17 protein-coding genes and 1 pseudogene are annotated in these 17,163 nt (G+C 39.1%); 17 read left to right on the forward strand and 1 reads right to left on the reverse strand.

What is annotated here, in order from left to right; genetic code table 11:
• Nucleotides 1-103: 103 nt before the first annotated feature.
• From JW886_RS04920 to JW886_RS04990, 15 genes and pseudogenes are all read left to right on the forward strand, one after another.
• Nucleotides 104-706: a C40 family peptidase gene (locus JW886_RS04920; RefSeq protein WP_205872457.1), complete on the forward strand. Its 603-nt coding sequence runs from the start codon at nt 104-106 to the stop codon at nt 704-706.
• A gap of 149 nt (nt 707-855) precedes the next feature.
• Nucleotides 856-1,707 carry an amino acid ABC transporter substrate-binding protein gene (locus JW886_RS04925; RefSeq protein WP_205272592.1) on the forward strand — a complete coding sequence of 284 codons (852 nt, stop codon included), beginning with the start codon at nt 856-858 and terminating at the stop codon, nt 1,705-1,707.
• Nucleotides 1,708-1,857: 150 nt separating this feature from the next.
• Nucleotides 1,858-2,742, forward strand: a complete 885-nt coding sequence (locus JW886_RS04930; protein WP_205872458.1) for an amino acid ABC transporter permease — start codon at nt 1,858-1,860, stop codon at nt 2,740-2,742.
• 14 nt (nt 2,743-2,756) lie between these two features.
• Nucleotides 2,757-3,509: an amino acid ABC transporter ATP-binding protein gene (locus tag JW886_RS04935; protein ID WP_205872459.1), complete on the forward strand. Its 753-nt coding sequence runs from the start codon at nt 2,757-2,759 to the stop codon at nt 3,507-3,509.
• A 1-nt stretch (nt 3,510) separates the two neighbouring features.
• Entirely contained in the window at nt 3,511-3,738 is a 228-nt protein-coding gene (locus JW886_RS04940) for a DUF4059 family protein (protein ID WP_075524566.1), read from the forward strand.
• Nucleotides 3,739-3,895: 157 nt separating this feature from the next.
• A complete protein-coding gene (trxB, locus tag JW886_RS04945) occupies nt 3,896-4,825 on the forward strand; it encodes a thioredoxin-disulfide reductase (RefSeq protein WP_200406728.1) in 930 nt (309 codons plus the stop codon).
• A 214-nt stretch (nt 4,826-5,039) separates the two neighbouring features.
• Nucleotides 5,040-5,288 carry a preprotein translocase subunit SecG gene (secG, locus tag JW886_RS04950; RefSeq protein ID WP_075524568.1) on the forward strand — a complete coding sequence of 83 codons (249 nt, stop codon included), beginning with the start codon at nt 5,040-5,042 and terminating at the stop codon, nt 5,286-5,288.
• A 238-nt stretch (nt 5,289-5,526) separates the two neighbouring features.
• Nucleotides 5,527-7,974, forward strand: coding sequence for a ribonuclease R (gene rnr, locus JW886_RS04955; protein WP_205872460.1), 2,448 nt, complete (start codon nt 5,527-5,529; stop codon nt 7,972-7,974).
• Nucleotides 7,975-8,027: 53 nt separating this feature from the next.
• Nucleotides 8,028-8,612 carry an isochorismatase family protein gene (locus JW886_RS04960; RefSeq protein ID WP_205272722.1) on the forward strand — a complete coding sequence of 195 codons (585 nt, stop codon included), beginning with the start codon at nt 8,028-8,030 and terminating at the stop codon, nt 8,610-8,612.
• 83 nt (nt 8,613-8,695) lie between these two features.
• Nucleotides 8,696-9,755, forward strand: a pseudogene (locus JW886_RS04965) (exonuclease/endonuclease/phosphatase family protein).
• 320 nt (nt 9,756-10,075) lie between these two features.
• Nucleotides 10,076-11,428, forward strand: coding sequence for an FAD-dependent oxidoreductase (locus tag JW886_RS04970; RefSeq protein WP_205872461.1), 1,353 nt, complete (start codon nt 10,076-10,078; stop codon nt 11,426-11,428).
• Between the two features lie 41 nt (nt 11,429-11,469).
• Nucleotides 11,470-12,138: a hypothetical protein gene (locus JW886_RS04975; protein ID WP_205871449.1), complete on the forward strand. Its 669-nt coding sequence runs from the start codon at nt 11,470-11,472 to the stop codon at nt 12,136-12,138.
• 11 nt (nt 12,139-12,149) lie between these two features.
• Nucleotides 12,150-12,689, forward strand: coding sequence for a hypothetical protein (locus JW886_RS04980; protein WP_205871450.1), 540 nt, complete (start codon nt 12,150-12,152; stop codon nt 12,687-12,689).
• A complete protein-coding gene (locus JW886_RS04985) occupies nt 12,686-13,969 on the forward strand; it encodes a glycosyltransferase family 2 protein (RefSeq protein WP_205871451.1) in 1,284 nt (427 codons plus the stop codon). Before JW886_RS04980 ends, JW886_RS04985 begins: the two co-directional genes overlap by 4 nt.
• 15 nt (nt 13,970-13,984) lie before the next feature.
• A complete protein-coding gene (locus JW886_RS04990; protein ID WP_200406735.1) occupies nt 13,985-14,248 on the forward strand; it encodes a hypothetical protein in 264 nt (87 codons plus the stop codon).
• A 49-nt stretch (nt 14,249-14,297) separates the two neighbouring features.
• Here the strand turns inward: JW886_RS04990 and JW886_RS04995 are convergent, their stop codons facing one another.
• Complete coding sequence (locus JW886_RS04995; protein WP_205871452.1) at nt 14,298-15,236, reverse strand: UbiA family prenyltransferase; 939 nt, start codon at nt 15,234-15,236, stop codon at nt 14,298-14,300.
• A 187-nt stretch (nt 15,237-15,423) separates the two neighbouring features.
• Here JW886_RS04995 and JW886_RS05000 point away from each other — a divergent pair, with 187 nt between their 5' ends.
• The gene (locus tag JW886_RS05000; RefSeq protein ID WP_075524577.1) at nt 15,424-15,687 is read left to right on the forward strand and encodes an ACT domain-containing protein; all 264 of its coding nucleotides are present in this window, start codon (nt 15,424-15,426) and stop codon (nt 15,685-15,687) included.
• A gap of 115 nt (nt 15,688-15,802) precedes the next feature.
• Nucleotides 15,803-17,140 carry a PFL family protein gene (locus JW886_RS05005; protein WP_200406737.1) on the forward strand — a complete coding sequence of 446 codons (1,338 nt, stop codon included), beginning with the start codon at nt 15,803-15,805 and terminating at the stop codon, nt 17,138-17,140.
• Nucleotides 17,141-17,163 lie beyond the last annotated feature (23 nt).

The raw sequence follows: 17,163 nt of genomic DNA on the forward strand, positions 1-17,163 counted from the left end.
ACACCGAGATAATGCGTATTATTTTTGGAAGACTAAATTTTCAAAGATTAAAATATGGTAAAACCGCTTGTAGAGCGGTTTTTTTATGCTATACTAACTAGCGATGTTAAAGAAACTTATTTTTTCAGCAGCAGTCTTCACAGGTCTTGCTGCTGCTATTGCAACACCAGTAAAAGCTGACGAATTTCTAGTCAGCAATGATGAAAATGATTTGAGTACACTGACCACGTTATCAGCAGCTAGTGAGTCACTCGAGGCATTGACTCAAACGATGGACCAAACAGTAACGAAGGTCTCCAAAGCGCATACGGCAAAAACAGCTAAGAAAGCTCCTGCGAAAGCTGCAACTAAGGCACCCAATAAAGCTGACCAACTCATCAGTACTGCTAAAAAATATTTAGGTGTCCCTTATGTATGGGGAGGAACAACACCTGCAGGCTTTGATTGCTCTGGATTTACAAGCTACGTCTACCGAGAAGCCCTTGGTATAGAAATTGGTCGCACGACTTGGAATCAGATAGCTTCTGGGCAGCACCGCTCACTAGATCAAGCACAAGTGGGCGACCTCATTATTTGTTACGGTGGGGACCATGTGGGGATATATCTTGGAAATGGTCAAGTGCTACACGCTCCACAACCTGGGGAATCTGTTAAAGTCAGTGCGCTGACCGACTTGTCAGCAAATTATGCGCTTAATTACATATAAGATTATAGAAAGAAGTAGCAAATTATGCTACTTTTTGTCTTTTATTAATATCATAGAAGGAACGAAAGTTCGTGATAAGTTTTTTTAATAGCAAATGATTTAAGTTCATGTTAAGATAGTTTTATCAAAAATTTAAAAAGGGGAACTTTATGAGAACATCACTAAAGGTCACACTTGCCGCTCTAACATTTATCGCTGCTGGAACTTTGGCTGCATGCTCCAATTCAGGTTCAAAAGATACTTCATCAAGTAAAACGACTTCCGTTGTCATCGCTACAGATGGTGCAACTAAACCATTTAATTACTCAGATGCAGAGGGAAATTTGACAGGTTATGATATTGAAGTTGCGCGCGCAGTTTTTAAAGAATTACCACAATATAAGGTGAAATTTCAAGTGACAGATTTCTCTGGGATTGTACCTGGCCTTGATTCTGGTCGCTATCAAATGGGGGCTAACGATTTTGGTTGGACAAAGGAACGTGCGCAAAAGTACTATTTTTCATCACCACTTTCCAAATCAAATAATGCAGTTCTTGTAAAATCTGGCACCTACAAAACTTTAGGTGATTTAGCAGGAAAATCAACGATTGGAAATCCTGCATCAAATTATACAAAGTCTATTCAAGATTGGAATAAAGCAAATCCGGATAAAAAGATCAATTTGGGTTATTCTGCAGACAGTACCTCTATCAATACGCGTTTCACTCAAGTCGAGTCTGGTAAAATTGATTTCATGCTCTATGATAAAATTTCCTTGACCTCAGCGATTAAAGAGCAAGGTTTTGACGACTTAAAAGTTGAAGATATTAATATGGATACTGGCGACCCTGAACATGATGGTTATGAATATTTCTTGTTTAGTAAAGATGAACAGGGAAAGAAGATGCAAGCCGATGTCAACAAGGTTTTGGCGGAATTCCAGAAAGATGGAACGTTATCTAAGCTTTCCAAAAAATACCTTGGAGGCGATTTTGTCCCTGACGCTTCGCTCTTTAAGTAATAGTCCCAATAGTTACTGACCACTCCGTCAGTAAGATGTAAAAAAGCAGAAAAATTTTCAAAAATCTTGTATAATAGTACAAGATAAGATCAAAAAAGAGCTCTGTCACTTCATTGATGACGGAGTTTTCAGCATTAGAAATAGAGAACGATGAATAAAAACAAAAAAATCATACTGGGGGTGGGATTGTTATTGGTCCTGATTCTGTTGCCAGCCTTACCCTTTTTGCTGATTAAAGGACAGTATAATTTCCATGATTTTTGGGCGATGTTTTTCACCAAAATATTCAGTTGGGAAGCTTTTGTAAGTGCCTTTGTCCCTATTATTAAGATGATTCCATCATCCCTTGAAATGACAATCATTGCCATGTTTTTTGGCCTTCTTTTAGGTCTCTTACTCGCTTTAGTACGGATTAACAAGATTCCGATTTTAAATCAATTGCGTGCTTTATTTGTAAGTTTTGTACGTGGTACGCCAATCCTTGTCCAATTGTACCTCTCATATACTGGGATTCCTTTAATCTTGAAAGCCATCAATATGAACTACGGGACATCATATAATGTCAATACGATTCCCGCAATGCTTTTTGTTATTGTGGCCTTTGCGCTTAACGAGGCTGCTTACAATTCTGAAACAATCCGTGCAGCGATACAAGCTGTGGACAGAGGACAAACCGAAGCGGCTAAAGCCTTAGGTATGACCAACTTTCAAGTCTTCATGCGCGTCACTTTGCCTGAGGCAGCGACGGTAGCGACTGCACCGCTTGGGAATGCTTTGATTGGACTGCTAAAATCAACTTCGTTGGCCTTTGTGGCTGGGGTGGTTGAAATGACTGCCCGTGCTCAAATTATTGGGGGATCCACCTTCCGACTTTTTGAAACCTATCTTGCGCTCGCCCTTGTTTATTGGCCAATTTGTATCATTTTCGAGCTTCTTATCCGTTTGTTGGAGCGTAAACTCGAAGTGAAAATGCCAAAAGATAAACGGAAAAATCGGGCACAAATTTCGCTTTCACAAAATCCATTTAATCGCTAAAAGAAAGGACGACTATGATTAAAATTACAAATTTAAGTAAGGCTTTTTCAGGCAATCAGGTCCTTGATCATCTGGATTTAGAGATTAACGAAGGGGATGTTGTGGCGTTGATTGGCGCTTCTGGTGCAGGAAAGTCTACCTTTTTGCGCTCCTTAAATAATCTGGAAAATCCGGATAGTGGGCAAATTGAAATTGATGACTTAAAAATTGATTTTGCACATTTAACAAAAAAGGAAGTTCTTGCTTTAAGGCGAAAGACGGGGATGGTTTTTCAACAGTTCAACCTTTTTGAGCGAAGAACTGCTTTAGAAAACGTGATGGAGGGCCTGATTCAAGTTAAAAAACTTCCTAAAGAGAAAGCGCGTTTGATTGCTGAACAAGAACTAGAAAAAGTAGGTTTGACCGATCGTAAAGACTATTATCCGAAGTTTCTTTCGGGTGGTCAAAAACAACGGGTAGGTATCGCTCGGGCCCTCGCTATGGAACCTAAACTTTTACTTTTAGATGAGCCGACATCGGCACTTGACCCTGAATTAGTAGGTGAAGTTCAAGAAGTGATCTTGCAGGCTGCTAAAAATCAACAAACCATGGTTTTAGTCAGTCATGAAATGGATTTTGTTTATAATGTAGCTACAAAAGTGCTCTTTTTGGAAAAGGGTAAAATTATTGAAGCAGGTACGCCACAAGAAGTATTCTATGCCCCCCAAAACCCACGTACACGTGCCTTTTTGGCTCGCCATATAAAAAATCTAGAGGTGGACAACTAAGATGATGATTCTAGAATTTTATCTCAAAGGACTCTTAATTTCTGCAATATTTGTTTTGTTAGTTGGTGGCTTTTACGCTTTCACCTATCTGGTAAGAAATACGAAGAAACCATTTGCAGAACGTCGTAATCGCATTTTTGACTTAATCCTAGTCGGTATTTTAACGACGCCCATTTTAAGTTTTGCTGTGCTTGGTGTGCTTGTCATTCTCCAAATCCGTGGGTTGTAAATTACAAATGCAATTCAAATAATGGAAAAATAGAGCGCGACAATGTAAAATAGGGCTATAAGATTTTAGCATGAAAAATAAAGGAAGTCACAGCTAAGTCGCTAATGCTTTAAGACTTAGGGATGACTGTGATTTGCTTTTAGAAAAAGGAAATAAAATGACAGAAAAGTTATATGACGTCGTAATTATAGGATCAGGGCCTGCCGGAATGACAGCTGCAATGTACACTGCCCGCTCTGAAATGAAAACATTATTATTGGAACGAGGCGTTCCTGGTGGGCAAATGAATAATACGGCAGAAATTGAAAACTATCCTGGCTATGGAACAATTATGGGGCCGGAGCTTTCCATGAAAATGGCTGAGCCCTTGGAAGGACTCGGTGTAGAGAACGCTTATGGTTTTGTCACTGCTATCGAAGATCATGGGAGTCATAAAAAAATTATCACGGAGGACGATGAGTTTTTGACGAAATCCTTGATTATTGCTACGGGCGCAAACCACCGCAAATTGGGAATTCCAGGGGAAGAAGAATATGGGGCTCGAGGCGTTTCATATTGTGCAGTCTGTGACGGTGCTTTCTTTAGAAATCAAGAAATTTTGGTCGTTGGCGGTGGAGATTCTGCTGTTGAAGAAGCGGACTACTTGACACGTTTTGGTAAAACAGTTACGATTATGCATCGACGTGACCAACTACGGGCCCAAGAAATCATCCAACAACGCGCTTTTAAAAATGAAAAAATTAATTTTATCTGGGATTCTGTCCCACTTGAGATTAAAGGGGATGATAAAAAAGTACAATCTGTTCTTTTTAAAAATACAAAAACAGGGGAAGTAACAGAAAAAGAATTTGGGGGCGTCTTTATCTATGTGGGACTCGATCCTGTCGCTGAATTTGCGGGTAATCTTGGAATTACTGATGAAGCAGGCTGGATTATTACAGATGACCATATGAAAACAGCGATTCCAGGAATCTTTGCTGTGGGAGACGTTCGTCAAAAAGACTTCCGCCAAATTACAACAGCTGTAGGCGATGGAGCACAAGCTGCGCAAGAAGCTTACAAGTTTGTCAGTGAATTAGGCGAATAACCTTCTTGTACAAGTTATCTAGAACTACAGCGTGGTTCATGATTAACACAAGGGCTAGACTCAAGTTTCCGTAAAGTTCGAAACTTGAGTTTTTTTATTGAATCTGATGTTCTAAAATAATTTGTGAAGATAAAAAAACAAAAATGTGTTATAATGTTAATAACGCAATTTTGAAAAAGGAGATTAGGCAATTGCCTAAAGGATTAATAAGACTATGGAAAAAGTAATTTATGACATTTTGATTGTCGTGATGCTGATTGTGTCATTGTTTATTATTGTGGCGATTTTCATGCAACCTTCAAAACAAGACGGAGCGGCTGATGCTTTTTCAGGAGGAACGGGCGAGCTCTTCGAACGGCGCAAGGCGCGTGGCTTTGAAGCGGTTATGCAGCGTTTTACCGCAATTATGATTGGCTTATGGCTTGTCATTGGATTTGCACTTGTCGTCTTGTCAACACGATAAAATTGCGGGCTGAAATAGCCCGTATTTTATTTTTTCAAATTTGTGGAAGTACTGACACGATGGTCAGTAAACTTTAGCTCGACAAAAGGAGCTAGTGGCGAGCGTTATTCCTGTCAGGGGTAGAATTGATTCTATCAGTGGCCTCGGCTGATAAAATGATTAATACCACTGACAGAGATTTAAATGAAAGAGGCTCAACATGAAGTGATCAAAAGAATGAGCCCAGAAGAGAAAGAGAATGAGTATTAGAAAAATAATCATGGACTACCTTGAGAATAGTCCAAAAACCGCCTTGTCAGTGGAAGAATTGTCCGCTGCTTTGCATATGAACAAATCAAAAGACTACAAAGTTTTTGTCAAGACTTTGGCTTCTCTAGAAGCTGAGCACTTGATTCAATTTACCAATAAAGGAAAAGTCGCACTCAAACCCAAAGAAGAAGCTAAAATAGTAGTTGCCGGAACTTTTCGTGCAAATGCTGCTGGCTTTGGCTTTGTTAATATTGATGCAGAAGAACCAGACGTTTTTATCCGACGGGGGCAAACTGGCTTTGCACTTGAAGGTGATGAAGTTTTCATTGAATTGGATAAAACCGCCAATGCTTTGAAAGGAACATCAGCTGAAGGTCATGTTGTCGAAATCACGAAACATGAACTGCATCAAGTCGTTGGAACTTTTGTAGCGCTCGATAAAGAGGAACGCGCAGAGACGGGGCTTATCGGTTTTGTGAAATCCCGTAATAAAAAAGTGCCTTATCGTGTGTATCTAAGTGAGGAAGGCTTAATTCCTGAAGATCGAGCAATTATAAGAGCCGAAATTACCCATTATCCGGATTCCGAATTCCCAGAAACCATGCAGGGCGTGGTTACAGAGATTGTAGGACAATCAGGTGAGCAAGGAATCGACGTTCTTGAGGTATTGGCTTCGATGGATATTGTTTCCGAATTTCCACAGGAAGTACTCGCACAAGCTGAGGTTGTTCCTGAAGAAGTGCCAGAAAGTGAAATCGCAGGCCGTGTAGATTATCGTGGCGAAATCACTTTCACGATTGACGGAGCAGATGCAAAGGATCTTGATGATGCCGTACATGCTAAACGTTTAGGAAATGGTAATTTTGAACTTGGCGTGCATATCGCTGATGTCTCACATTACGTCACGGAAAATTCTCCACTTGACCAAGAAGCTTACGAGCGCGGGACTTCTGTCTATGTGACAGATCGCGTCGTCCCTATGTTACCCGAGCGCCTGTCAAATGGGATATGTTCTTTGAATCCACGTCTTAATCGATTAACTCAATCTTGTGTAATGGAAATTACTCCTGAAGGGCGAGTGGTAAATTATCAGCTCTCACAATCTGTGATTAAAACAACCGAACGCATGACCTATGATGAGGTCAATCAGATGATCGCCAAAGACCCAGAAGCTCTGGAGAAGTATGCTAAGATTGCTGATTCTGTTGAAATTATGGTAGAGCTTCATCATATTTTGGAAGCGATGCGTAAACGTCGTGGGGCCATTGATTTTGAAACCGTTGAGGCTAAAATCATTGTTGACGATAAAGGGCTACCTGTTGAAATTAGAAAAAGAAGCCGGGGCATTGCAGAGCGAATGATTGAGTCGTTTATGCTAGAAGCCAATGAAACTGTAGCAACACATTTCGAAAGCCATAATTTGCCTTTCATCTATCGGATCCATGAGCAGCCTAAAGCTGATCGCTTACAACGCTTCATTGATTTTGCTGGAACTTTTGGTATGCAAATTGAAGCTACAGCAAATTCGATTGATCAAAAAGCACTCCAAGCCTTTATGAAAAAGATTAAAGGTCAACCGGGTGAAATGGTGCTGTCGACCATGCTTTTACGGAGTATGCAACAAGCACGATACTCAGAAAACAATGAAGGACACTTTGGACTGGCTGCTGAAAATTATACCCATTTTACTTCGCCAATTCGCCGTTATCCCGATTTGTTAGTGCATCGCTTAATTCGTGAAATCGGCGAGGGTAAAAAATCCGCTAAAGTTTTACAAAAATGGGAAGAAAAAATTCCTGAAATTGCTGAACATTCTAGTCATCGTGAGCGTCGTGCTGTGGATGCTGAGCGCGAAGTTGAAAAAATGAAAAAAGCCGAGTTCATGGTCGACCATGTTGGCGAAGAATATACCGGTGTAGTTGCTTCAGTGACACGTTTTGGTATGTTTATCGAACTTGAAAATACAATTGAAGGGCTTGTTCATATTTCAACCCTAAAAGGAGACTACTTCGCCTTTCATGAACGGATGTTAGCCCTAGTGGGAGAACGTACAGGTTTAGTCTTTAAGATTGGACAACCCATCAAAATTAAAGTCGTTAAAGCTGATAAAATAACCGGTGACATTGATTTTGCTTACCTTCCTTCTGAGCTTGACGTCATTGATAAGAATGCTAAAGTCAAGAAAAAATCAGATAATAAACGCCGTCAGAAGTCATCACAAGACATAAAAGTAAAATCAGTTCATAAAAAGAAGACTGACAGAGCGGTCAGCTCAGATAAAAAAGGCTCAAAGTCCGATCAGGATGCTGAATATGTGGCTCGTAAAAAGAAAAAAGGGAAGAAACCCTTTTATAGCAAAGCGGCAAAAGGAAAATTTACTGACAAGTCTGTCAGTAAGAAAGCGACTGCTGGGCACAAAAAAACACATAAAAAGTAATGTGAATGATTAAACAGAAGAAAAATAGAGTTGATGAAAGTTGGAAAAAAGAGATGTCTAATCTAGAGTTAAAGAAAACAGCCTTGGTCCTTATTGATTTGCAAAAAGGAATCGCTGGACGTACAGGTTTTACTCCATATTCTGCTCAAGCTGTAATTGAAAAAAACAAAAAATTGGTCGAAGCTTTTAAGAATACCGAAGCTCTTATCGTTTTTGTTCATGTCAAAAACTATGGGCCTGAAACGCTTCACCCCCATACGGATACACTGAATACTACGCCACAAGTTTTGCCAACAGATTATGCCGAATTTGTCATGGAAGAAGCTTATGATCAAGAAATTCACAACGTTATCCATGTCGCAAAACATAACTGGGGAGCTTTTTATGGAACAGATTTAGATGTGCAATTACGTAGAAGAGGGATTGATCAAATCATCCTCACTGGAATTGCAACGACTATTGGCTGTGACACCACAGCGCGTGAAGCTTTTCAGCATGGTTATCAGGTCATTGCTGTAGAAGATGCGATGACAGACTTCAATGGGGAGCTCCATACTGCGATCATGGAAAATATTTTTCCAAGACTCGGCCGCGTGCGGACCACACAGCAAATTTTGGACATGTGTCCAGTTAAGTGAGTCGCTCATAGGCACCACATTAAAAATCGAGTTTTCAAGCTTCGATGAGCGGGAATAACTCTTCATAGTTAGACATAATAAAAATGAAAAAGATCATATTCAAAATTGGAAAAATTGTAGGCCTTTTACTCGCGCTACTTCTTGTGGGCGCTATTGGCTATTTGATTTATGTTTTTGGGCAATACCATCGTTTGCCCGACCAGAGCCAGGAGAGGATTAAAAATCCTCAAACTCAGGTTGTAGAACAGGGTAAAACCTACAAAATGATGACTTTTAATATCGGTTACGGTTCCTATCCGCCCTCTTTTAGCTTTTTTATGGATGGAGGTCCAGATGTTCGCGCTTATAGCCGAGCTGCCGTGGTGAACGCCATTGAAGAGGATATTCGCTTAATCAAAAAAGCAAATCCTGATTTTGGTAACATTCAAGAGATTGATTGGCAAGGAGATCGCAGCCGTAAAGTCAACGAACCTCAAATGGTTCGTAAAGCTCTGGAAGATTACACAACGGTATTGACACAAAACTATGATTCAGCCTACCTTTTTTATCCTGTGACTAAGCCGATTGGTAAAGCAAAATCTGGGATTATGACCTATTCAAAATATAAAATTGAGCAGGCAGAGCGTTATCGTCTCCCTATTGAGACAAACTTCAATAAGTTTTTTGACCTGGATAAGAGCTTTCAACGTCAATATTTTACCTATCAAAAATTCGAATAAAAAGTTTGTTATATTCAATACGCACATGTCAGCTTTCATTAAGGATCAAAAGATTCAAAAAGAACAACTGCAAACCCTATTTGATAAGATGCAAGAATATGTGGATGCGGGAGATTATGTAATTTGTGGAGCAGATTATAACCATGCATTGGCTGGAAAGGCTCATCCAGAACTGACGTGGATGAAAGCTTTTCCTACCGATCATCTAACTAAAGGGATGCGAGTCGTAGCTCCAACAAATGCTTCGACAGTAAGGTCATTGGATGTCCCTTATGATCAAAAAAATCCTAAAAATACCTTTGGGATAATTGATGGATTCCTCGTTTCCGATAATATTAAAGCATTGAAAGTTCAAACCGTTGATAACCAATTTAAATCTTCGGATCATCAACCCGTTACCATCGACTTTCAACTCAACCCGTAACGCTAAAAGATAGCTATGCTATCTTTTTTTTATTAGTATAAAATGAGAATACCTCCCCTTATAATATTAAATGATAAGGGGATTTATTTTTTCGAAAGCATTGATGAGGGGATGAGGAGGAAAAGAGGGAGATTAACCACGTTTTGAACAAAATAGCAGCTGCGAAAACTTCAAGAAACTTCAATGTATTTTAAAATAAACAAAAGTAATTTAAAAGGTTTTTAGTTACAAAAACGTAAGAAATAAGTTATAATGATTACAAGAATTAAAAGAGAAAAGGCAAGGTAAGATAGAAACAAGACACCTGCTCAGGAGAAAGGATGAAAGTTGTAATAGTAGGCGGCGCCCATGCAGCAGTAGCATGTGCGATAAAAACCCGTACAGAGTATCCAGACAGCGAAATTGTCCTTTATGAGCGACAAAAGAGCATTGGCTTTGCTGCACAAAATATACCTCGCTATCTTTTAGGACATCAGGATTTCAGTTATTTATTTAATGAACAGACAAAAGCTCAACTTGAAAATTTAAAGATTCAGGTTTATACTCAAACGGTTGTTGTTGAGTTAAATCTTGGAGTGAAAAAAATAAAAGTATTTGATTTATCCCAAGAACTTGAAGAAGAAGTGACCTATGACAAGCTTGTATTAGCGATGGGTTCCTCTCCAAGTTTGCCCTTGGCTCAAGGTTATGTAGGAAAAAACTTTTTTATTATCAAGCGAGCTGATGAGGCTGAAAAATTAAAAAAATTTATGCAAGAAGCTCATAGTGTCTTAATTGTAGGTGGTGGGGCGATTGGTACAGAACTTGCTCAGGTCATGAGTGCTCGAGGCATTGAAACGACCTTGCTTCATTCTTCTTCCCATCTGCTTCATAATTATCTTGATGAAGCAGTCTCAGATAGAGTTCGTAAAAGTTTAGAAGAAAGTGGTGTTACTGTCTTTACAGACGAAATCGTCCACTCTATAACGGAAGAAGCTGATGAACAAAGCGTTCGTAAAAGTAGTCACATCCAGACGCAAAAAGGAAAGCAGTTTGTAGCTGATGGGGTAATCTATGCCACTGGCTTTCTTCCCAATAGTTTTCTGGTGGCAGAACAACTTGACTTAGGGGACAAAGGGGCAATTGTAGTCAATGATTATTTGCAGACCAGTCAAGAGGACGTCTTTGCCGTTGGAGATTGTGCGACAACTCAAGTAAAAAACATGAAAACTGCACATTATCTTTCGCACGCTAGTGACGCCCTTAGACAAGGAGAAATTGCGGCATTCAACTTACGAAAACCTCAAAGAAAAATTCCTGCCACACAAAGTACTTATAAATTTATCCTTGGTAGTAGACACATACTTGCCGTGACTGGATTAAATCTTGCAAAGGCCCAAAGTGAAGGTTTTGCTGCTGCGATTGTGAGTATCCGAGATGTAGTCGTTGATACTCACGACTATGTATATTCGTGGTTAGTTTATGAAAAAAAGACACATAAGATCCTAGGCTATCAATGTTTTGGAAATGTCGAAGGAATTGCGGAACAGGCGGATCTTATCTCACTAGCGATTCAAAATGACATGACAATTGAAAGTCTCGAATACAGTGATTTTCATTTTAGAACGACTTATAACAACCCTCAGAGTTTTGTAAAACGTTTAGCGGATGAAGTCCGTATAAAGGAAAGGTGAAAAGTGATCCAAAAGGGGGTTAGAGAAAGTGAGGAACAAGCGTGGTAGAAACACGGTTAAGCGACTTAGATTATTGTTATGCTTCTGTAGAGCTATTGAAGGTGCTAGAAAACAATGCTTATTTGCGTAATGAACGCATCCGTACATTTTTAGAACAACGAGCAAGTCGTGAAACACGTATCGTTTCTCTAGTCGCCCTCCTTTTTCCTGCGGTACTCCTGATCTTATTATTTGGTTTCCCAGGTAATTTTGCTCGGGAACTTATATCAATAGAAAATTTTCTTTTTCGTATGTTTAGTCTTTTAATGTTAGGATTATTCATCTTTATCTTTTGCTTTTTGTTGGTGTATCATTTGTGGCATTTACGCCTTGTAGAACCTCTGAGAAAAAAGCTAACACATGATTTAAAAAAAGAACTTTTAGACGATATCAAAAAGATTGATGAGCACACCGAATCGATTGTTCAAAAAAGTCTTTTCACTCATCCGCGCGTGCCAGAGCTTTACCTGTGTACTGAAATCCTGCCTTTACTTATTCGTTATTTTGAGAAAGGATTAGCTGATTTTATGAAAGAAGCGGTCTATGCACTCGAGTTGGAACTTAAACATACGGGGCATTATCATCATCTTGTCCCTCGTGTTACCTTCCTGCAGCGCGAAAGAGATTATCTACAAAACCGCATGGCCTACCTTAACAAGCTTTTAAAATGAGGTGAATCAATATGAAGATGAAGAAAGAGTTAAACAAAAAAGTCGCTCTAAAGCAGCAAAGTGAACAGCAAGTCAAAAATTTCGTGCAAGATCAATTTTTTGAGACTGGGCATTGGTGGTTAAAGACGCGACAAATAATCGTGAATGTCTGTTTTTTAGTATTTTTGATTTTTCCTATTGGTATCTTTATCACTTTTTTGACGAATCATCACGTTTGGCATTATTTGCACTGGAATTATGAGGCTAGTTTTTTATTAACGCGGCACTTGAATGAAATTATTTTGTATCTCTTTGTTATTGTTTTAGTAGCAAGCTTGGCCTTGGTATGGCGTAATAACATTTTAGAACAAAAAGTCTACCCTCAAAAAGTTACTTATAATGTTCAAAAGTTAAACCAGCGAAAAGAGATTATGGAAAGGATGTATGAGACACGTTTTGGTGCCAAATCCTTTAGAGAAGCAACACGTTATTATGTGGTTGAGCGCGAACAAAATCTCCCCAATCAACTTGTTCCAGACTTATTTAAAGCAGGAAAGGTTGAAATAAAATGACTGTTTTGTTGCATTTCACACAACTTTTAATGTTTTACCCCATCGTAGGCACAATTGCATGGACAGTCGGCGGTTTATTTTATCGGACGCTTTATGTTGGCAAATACCTAGAGCGAGATTTTCGGCCCTTAGTTGAAGCTGAAGAACCGTTTATTACGATAATGATTCCTTGTCATAACGAAGAAGTGATGATTGAGGAGACGATTGATTATTTAATGAATGAAATTGAATACCACCACTATGAAGTGTTAGTTTGTGATGATGGTTCTTACGATACAAGTCCCGAGATATTAGCGCGTTTAAGTATAAAGTACGAAAAACTACGGGTATTAAGAATTAATGAGAATAAGGGGAAGGCGCATGCTTTTAACATTGGCCTCTCTTTTTGCAAAGGGGATTATATTTTAAGTAATGATGCTGATATCGTTCCCTCTCCGGATGCTCTGTGGAAATATATGAACTATTTTCTAGGTCCAGGCGGTCAGAATGTTGCTGCTGTTACAGCTAATGCGGATGTCCAGAACCGCTCTTTATTGGTCGAAAAATCACAAACCGTTGAATTTTCTAGCATCGTAGGCATGATTAAACGCTCCCAGATGGGGGTTTTAGGGACAATGTATGCTTATTCTGGAGCGAATACAATGTATCGTAAAGATGCAATCATGGATTGTGGTGGTTTTAGACAAGACCGAGCGACAGAGGATATCTCAATCGCCTGGGATCAACAGTTTAATGGTTGGCGCGCTATCTTTGCACCAGCAATCATGTTTTATATGAACGTTCCTAACACTTATAACATGCTTTACCAGCAACGTAAACGTTGGGCAAAAGGGGGCACAGAGGCTTGGTTGACGAATTTTTGGCGCATTATGAAACATCCTATCAAAAATTTTCCAAAATTAATCCTGCTTTTAGATCAAACTGGCAGTATCCTTTGGAGTTTTTGTTACCTTTTTTTCTCGCTTTGGCTTATTTTTCTCGTTTTTGTCTTGGTGTTGACTAATAATTTTGACCAGTTGCTCTATGTTTTAGATATGGCCTTTGTTTTTTCGGCCTTTATGACTTTAGTGGGAGTGTGGCAGCTTATTGCATCAAGTGCATTGGATAATCATGGGTCGAAAATGAAGTATCTATTTTTTGCCCCCGCTTATATGATTTGGTATTGGCAGATGAACACGATAACCATTGCGACAACTTTTATCCCTGCAATCAAAGGGGTACTTGGATTTTCTGGCGAAGGAACATGGGTCAGTCCAACCCGCACAAAAATGAAGAAATAAAAAAAGGGGGACGCGATGAAAAATTTCAGAGATACAGCAATTTGGCTGCAGAGTGATTTTTTTACGACACCGCTCGCTCGGACGCTCCTTTTGGGTTTATGTGCTGTGGGAATCTGTTTAACCTTTTTAGTATTTGGGCAAAATAAAAAGGCTTCCGCCAAAAAGGAACATCAACACAGAAAAAAAGACCTTCTTGGAAGCTTATTAATGAGTGTTTTGATTGGTTTAATTTTACTTTTTCTCGGTTTTGAAACTTTCTTTCAATTATTCAAGCATTAAAAAAACTTTGCTCAAAACGGAGTAAAGTTTTTTAAAAAGTTTTGTGCTTTTAATCAAAAAGTAGGGCGAGAAAAAGCGAGAGCGCTAGTGCACCATTGAAAAGCATGAGGTTATCAATTTGAAGATGAAAAGTTTCAGATTTGATTTGGCGTGCTCGAAAAGTTTTGATGTTAGGAATTAGCTTAAAGAGGATAAGCAGCATAAGTAAAGTCCATAAAGGTAAAATGCCCAGCAGAATACTAACCAGAATACACAGCCCCGCAAGTACATACATCCCGGTAAACAAGGTCAAACTAGCAGGAGTTTTTAAGTAATAAGGCAAGGTATAACGCTGATTCCGAATATCTTGTTCTAAATCACAAAGGTTGTCACTAAGCATAATATTAAAGTTTTGAGCAAAGCACATAAGACCAATTAAGACCAGCGGAAAAAGGAGCTTAAAATCCCAAATCCAGGTCATTTTCCATCCTTCGAAACGGATAAAAAAGTAGCCTTTATCGTAAGAGTTGATATAGACTGCTAAGAAAAAACCAAAAAATCCTTCACACAGTCCAGCTAAAATTTCACCGAGAGGAAAACGAGAAAATGCAAAAGGGCCATAAGTATAAAAGATGGCAATAAGGAAACAAAGCCCACCCAATGGCAAGATAGCCCAATTAGTCAAATAGAGGACAATGAGTCCAATCAAAACGTCAAAAACCAAAAAAGAAATACAAAGCTTGAAAGCTAGTCGAGGGTTAATGTTTTTAGCCACGATAATATTCCATTTTTTATACTCCGGATCTAAGGCTTTACGGTAGTCCATTAGATTGTTCCACGCACTGACAAAAAGATTAATACTGGCAAGTCCGAGAAAGAAAAATAGTGTCGGGAGCCAATGAAAACTTTTAAAATACCACAAAGCGTATAAAACACCTGCGAGAGGTGATAATACGGCAGCAGGAAGTGTTTGAATCCGTGTGAAATTAAGGAAAGTTTTTAAATTCATAATAAGCTGATTATAGCAAAATATCACTGATAATTCATACTTCGTCAGCACTGACCAGATGGTCAGTGCAAAAATGCACTGATTTTCCGAATGAATAAAAAATAAAAAAATCCTCTTTGGGTGAGGTCAGCAAAACAGAGAAACAAAATGATATAATATAAATAAAAATTTTGAATGGAGAACAAAGATGCGCGCAGTAGTAACAGTGGTAGGAACGGATAAAATTGGGATTGTGGCAGGCGTAACTGCAACCTTAGCAGAACTTAATGCCAACATCATCGAAATTTCTCAAACTTTAATGAGTGGTGCTTTTACGATGATGATGGTTGTTGAGACTGAAAATAGTGATTTCACAGCTTTACAAGCAGAACTTTCCCGTCAAGGAGAAGCTCTTGGCGTCACGGTTCATGTGCAAAACGAAGCTATTTTTAATGCCATGCATAAGTTATAAGGATTGACGAAGCCGTCAGTAAATGAGACGGAAAAAAAGATGTACAGAGCAGAAAAAAAGAGAAAAAGCTACTGATGGAGCTATCAGTAACTTACATAGGAAAAATTTAATACTAATGGATATTCAAAATATTAAAGAAACAATTGCGATGATCGAAGAACAAAATTTCGACATTCGCACAATAACAATGGGAATCAGTCTTCTTGATTGTATCGATGCTGATATTGATAAAGCAGCTGAAAAAATCTATCAAAAAATTGTCAAAAAAGCAGGAAAACTTGTTGAAGTAGGTAACGAGATTGGACATGAACTCGGTATTAAAATTGTTAATAAACGTGTTTCTGTAACACCTATTGCAATTATCGGGGCAGCAACAGCTGCTGATGATTACACACCACTTGCTCTTGCAATGGACCGTGCAGCAAAAGAGATTGGCATTGACTTTATTGGTGGCTATTCTGCTCTTGTGCAAAAAGGCTATCAAAAAGGTGATGAAATTTTGATTAAATCAATGCCTAAAGCTCTAGCAGCAACTGAGCGCGTCTGTGCTTCGGTAAATGTTGGTTCAACTAAAACAGGAATTAACATGACAGCAGTTCGAGATATGGGTGAAACCATCAAAATCATGTCTAAAGGTGATAAATGGCTCAATGCCAAACTTGTTGTCTTTGCTAATGCCGTCGAAGACAATCCATTTATGGCAGGAGCTTTTCATGGAGTTGGGGAAGCAGATACGATTATCAATGTTGGAGTTTCAGGACCTGGTGTAGTTAAACGTGCTCTTGAAAAAGTCCGTGGAGCATCTTTTGATGTTTTAGCCGAAACCATTAAAAAGACAGCTTTTAAAATTACCAGAATTGGTCAACTTGTTGGTCAAATGGCTTCAGAAAGACTTAATGTTGAATTTGGAATCGTTGATTTATCACTTGCACCTACACCAGCAATCGGCGATTCGGTTGCACGCGTTTTGGAAGAAATGGGACTTGAAACTGTTGGGACTCATGGAACAACAGCCGCTCTTGCAATGCTTAACGACGCCGTGAAAAAAGGCGGAGTTATGGCAGCTGAACGTGTTGGTGGACTTTCAGGCGCCTTTATCCCAGTTTCAGAAGACGAAGGGATGATTGCCGCGGTCAATTCTGGGGCATTGAATATTGAAAAGTTAGAAGCCATGACTTGTGTTTGTTCAGTTGGCTTGGATATGATTGCAATTCCTGAAGAAACACCGGCATCTACCATTGCGGCAATGATTGCTGACGAAGCCGCTATCGGGGTCATTAATCAAAAAACGACAGCAGTACGGATTATTCCTATGGGCAAAGAAGGCGAACAAATTGAATTTGGTGGACTTTTCGGTGTTGCTCCAGTTATGAGAGTAAACAAGGCATCGTCAGCAGATTTTATTGCTCGTGGCGGTCAAATTCCAGCGCCTATCCACTCTTTTAAAAATTAATACATTTCAAAATGAAGAGGTAA

Source organism: Lactococcus taiwanensis (assembly GCF_017068355.1).
GTDB lineage: Bacteria > Bacillota > Bacilli > Lactobacillales > Streptococcaceae > Lactococcus > Lactococcus taiwanensis.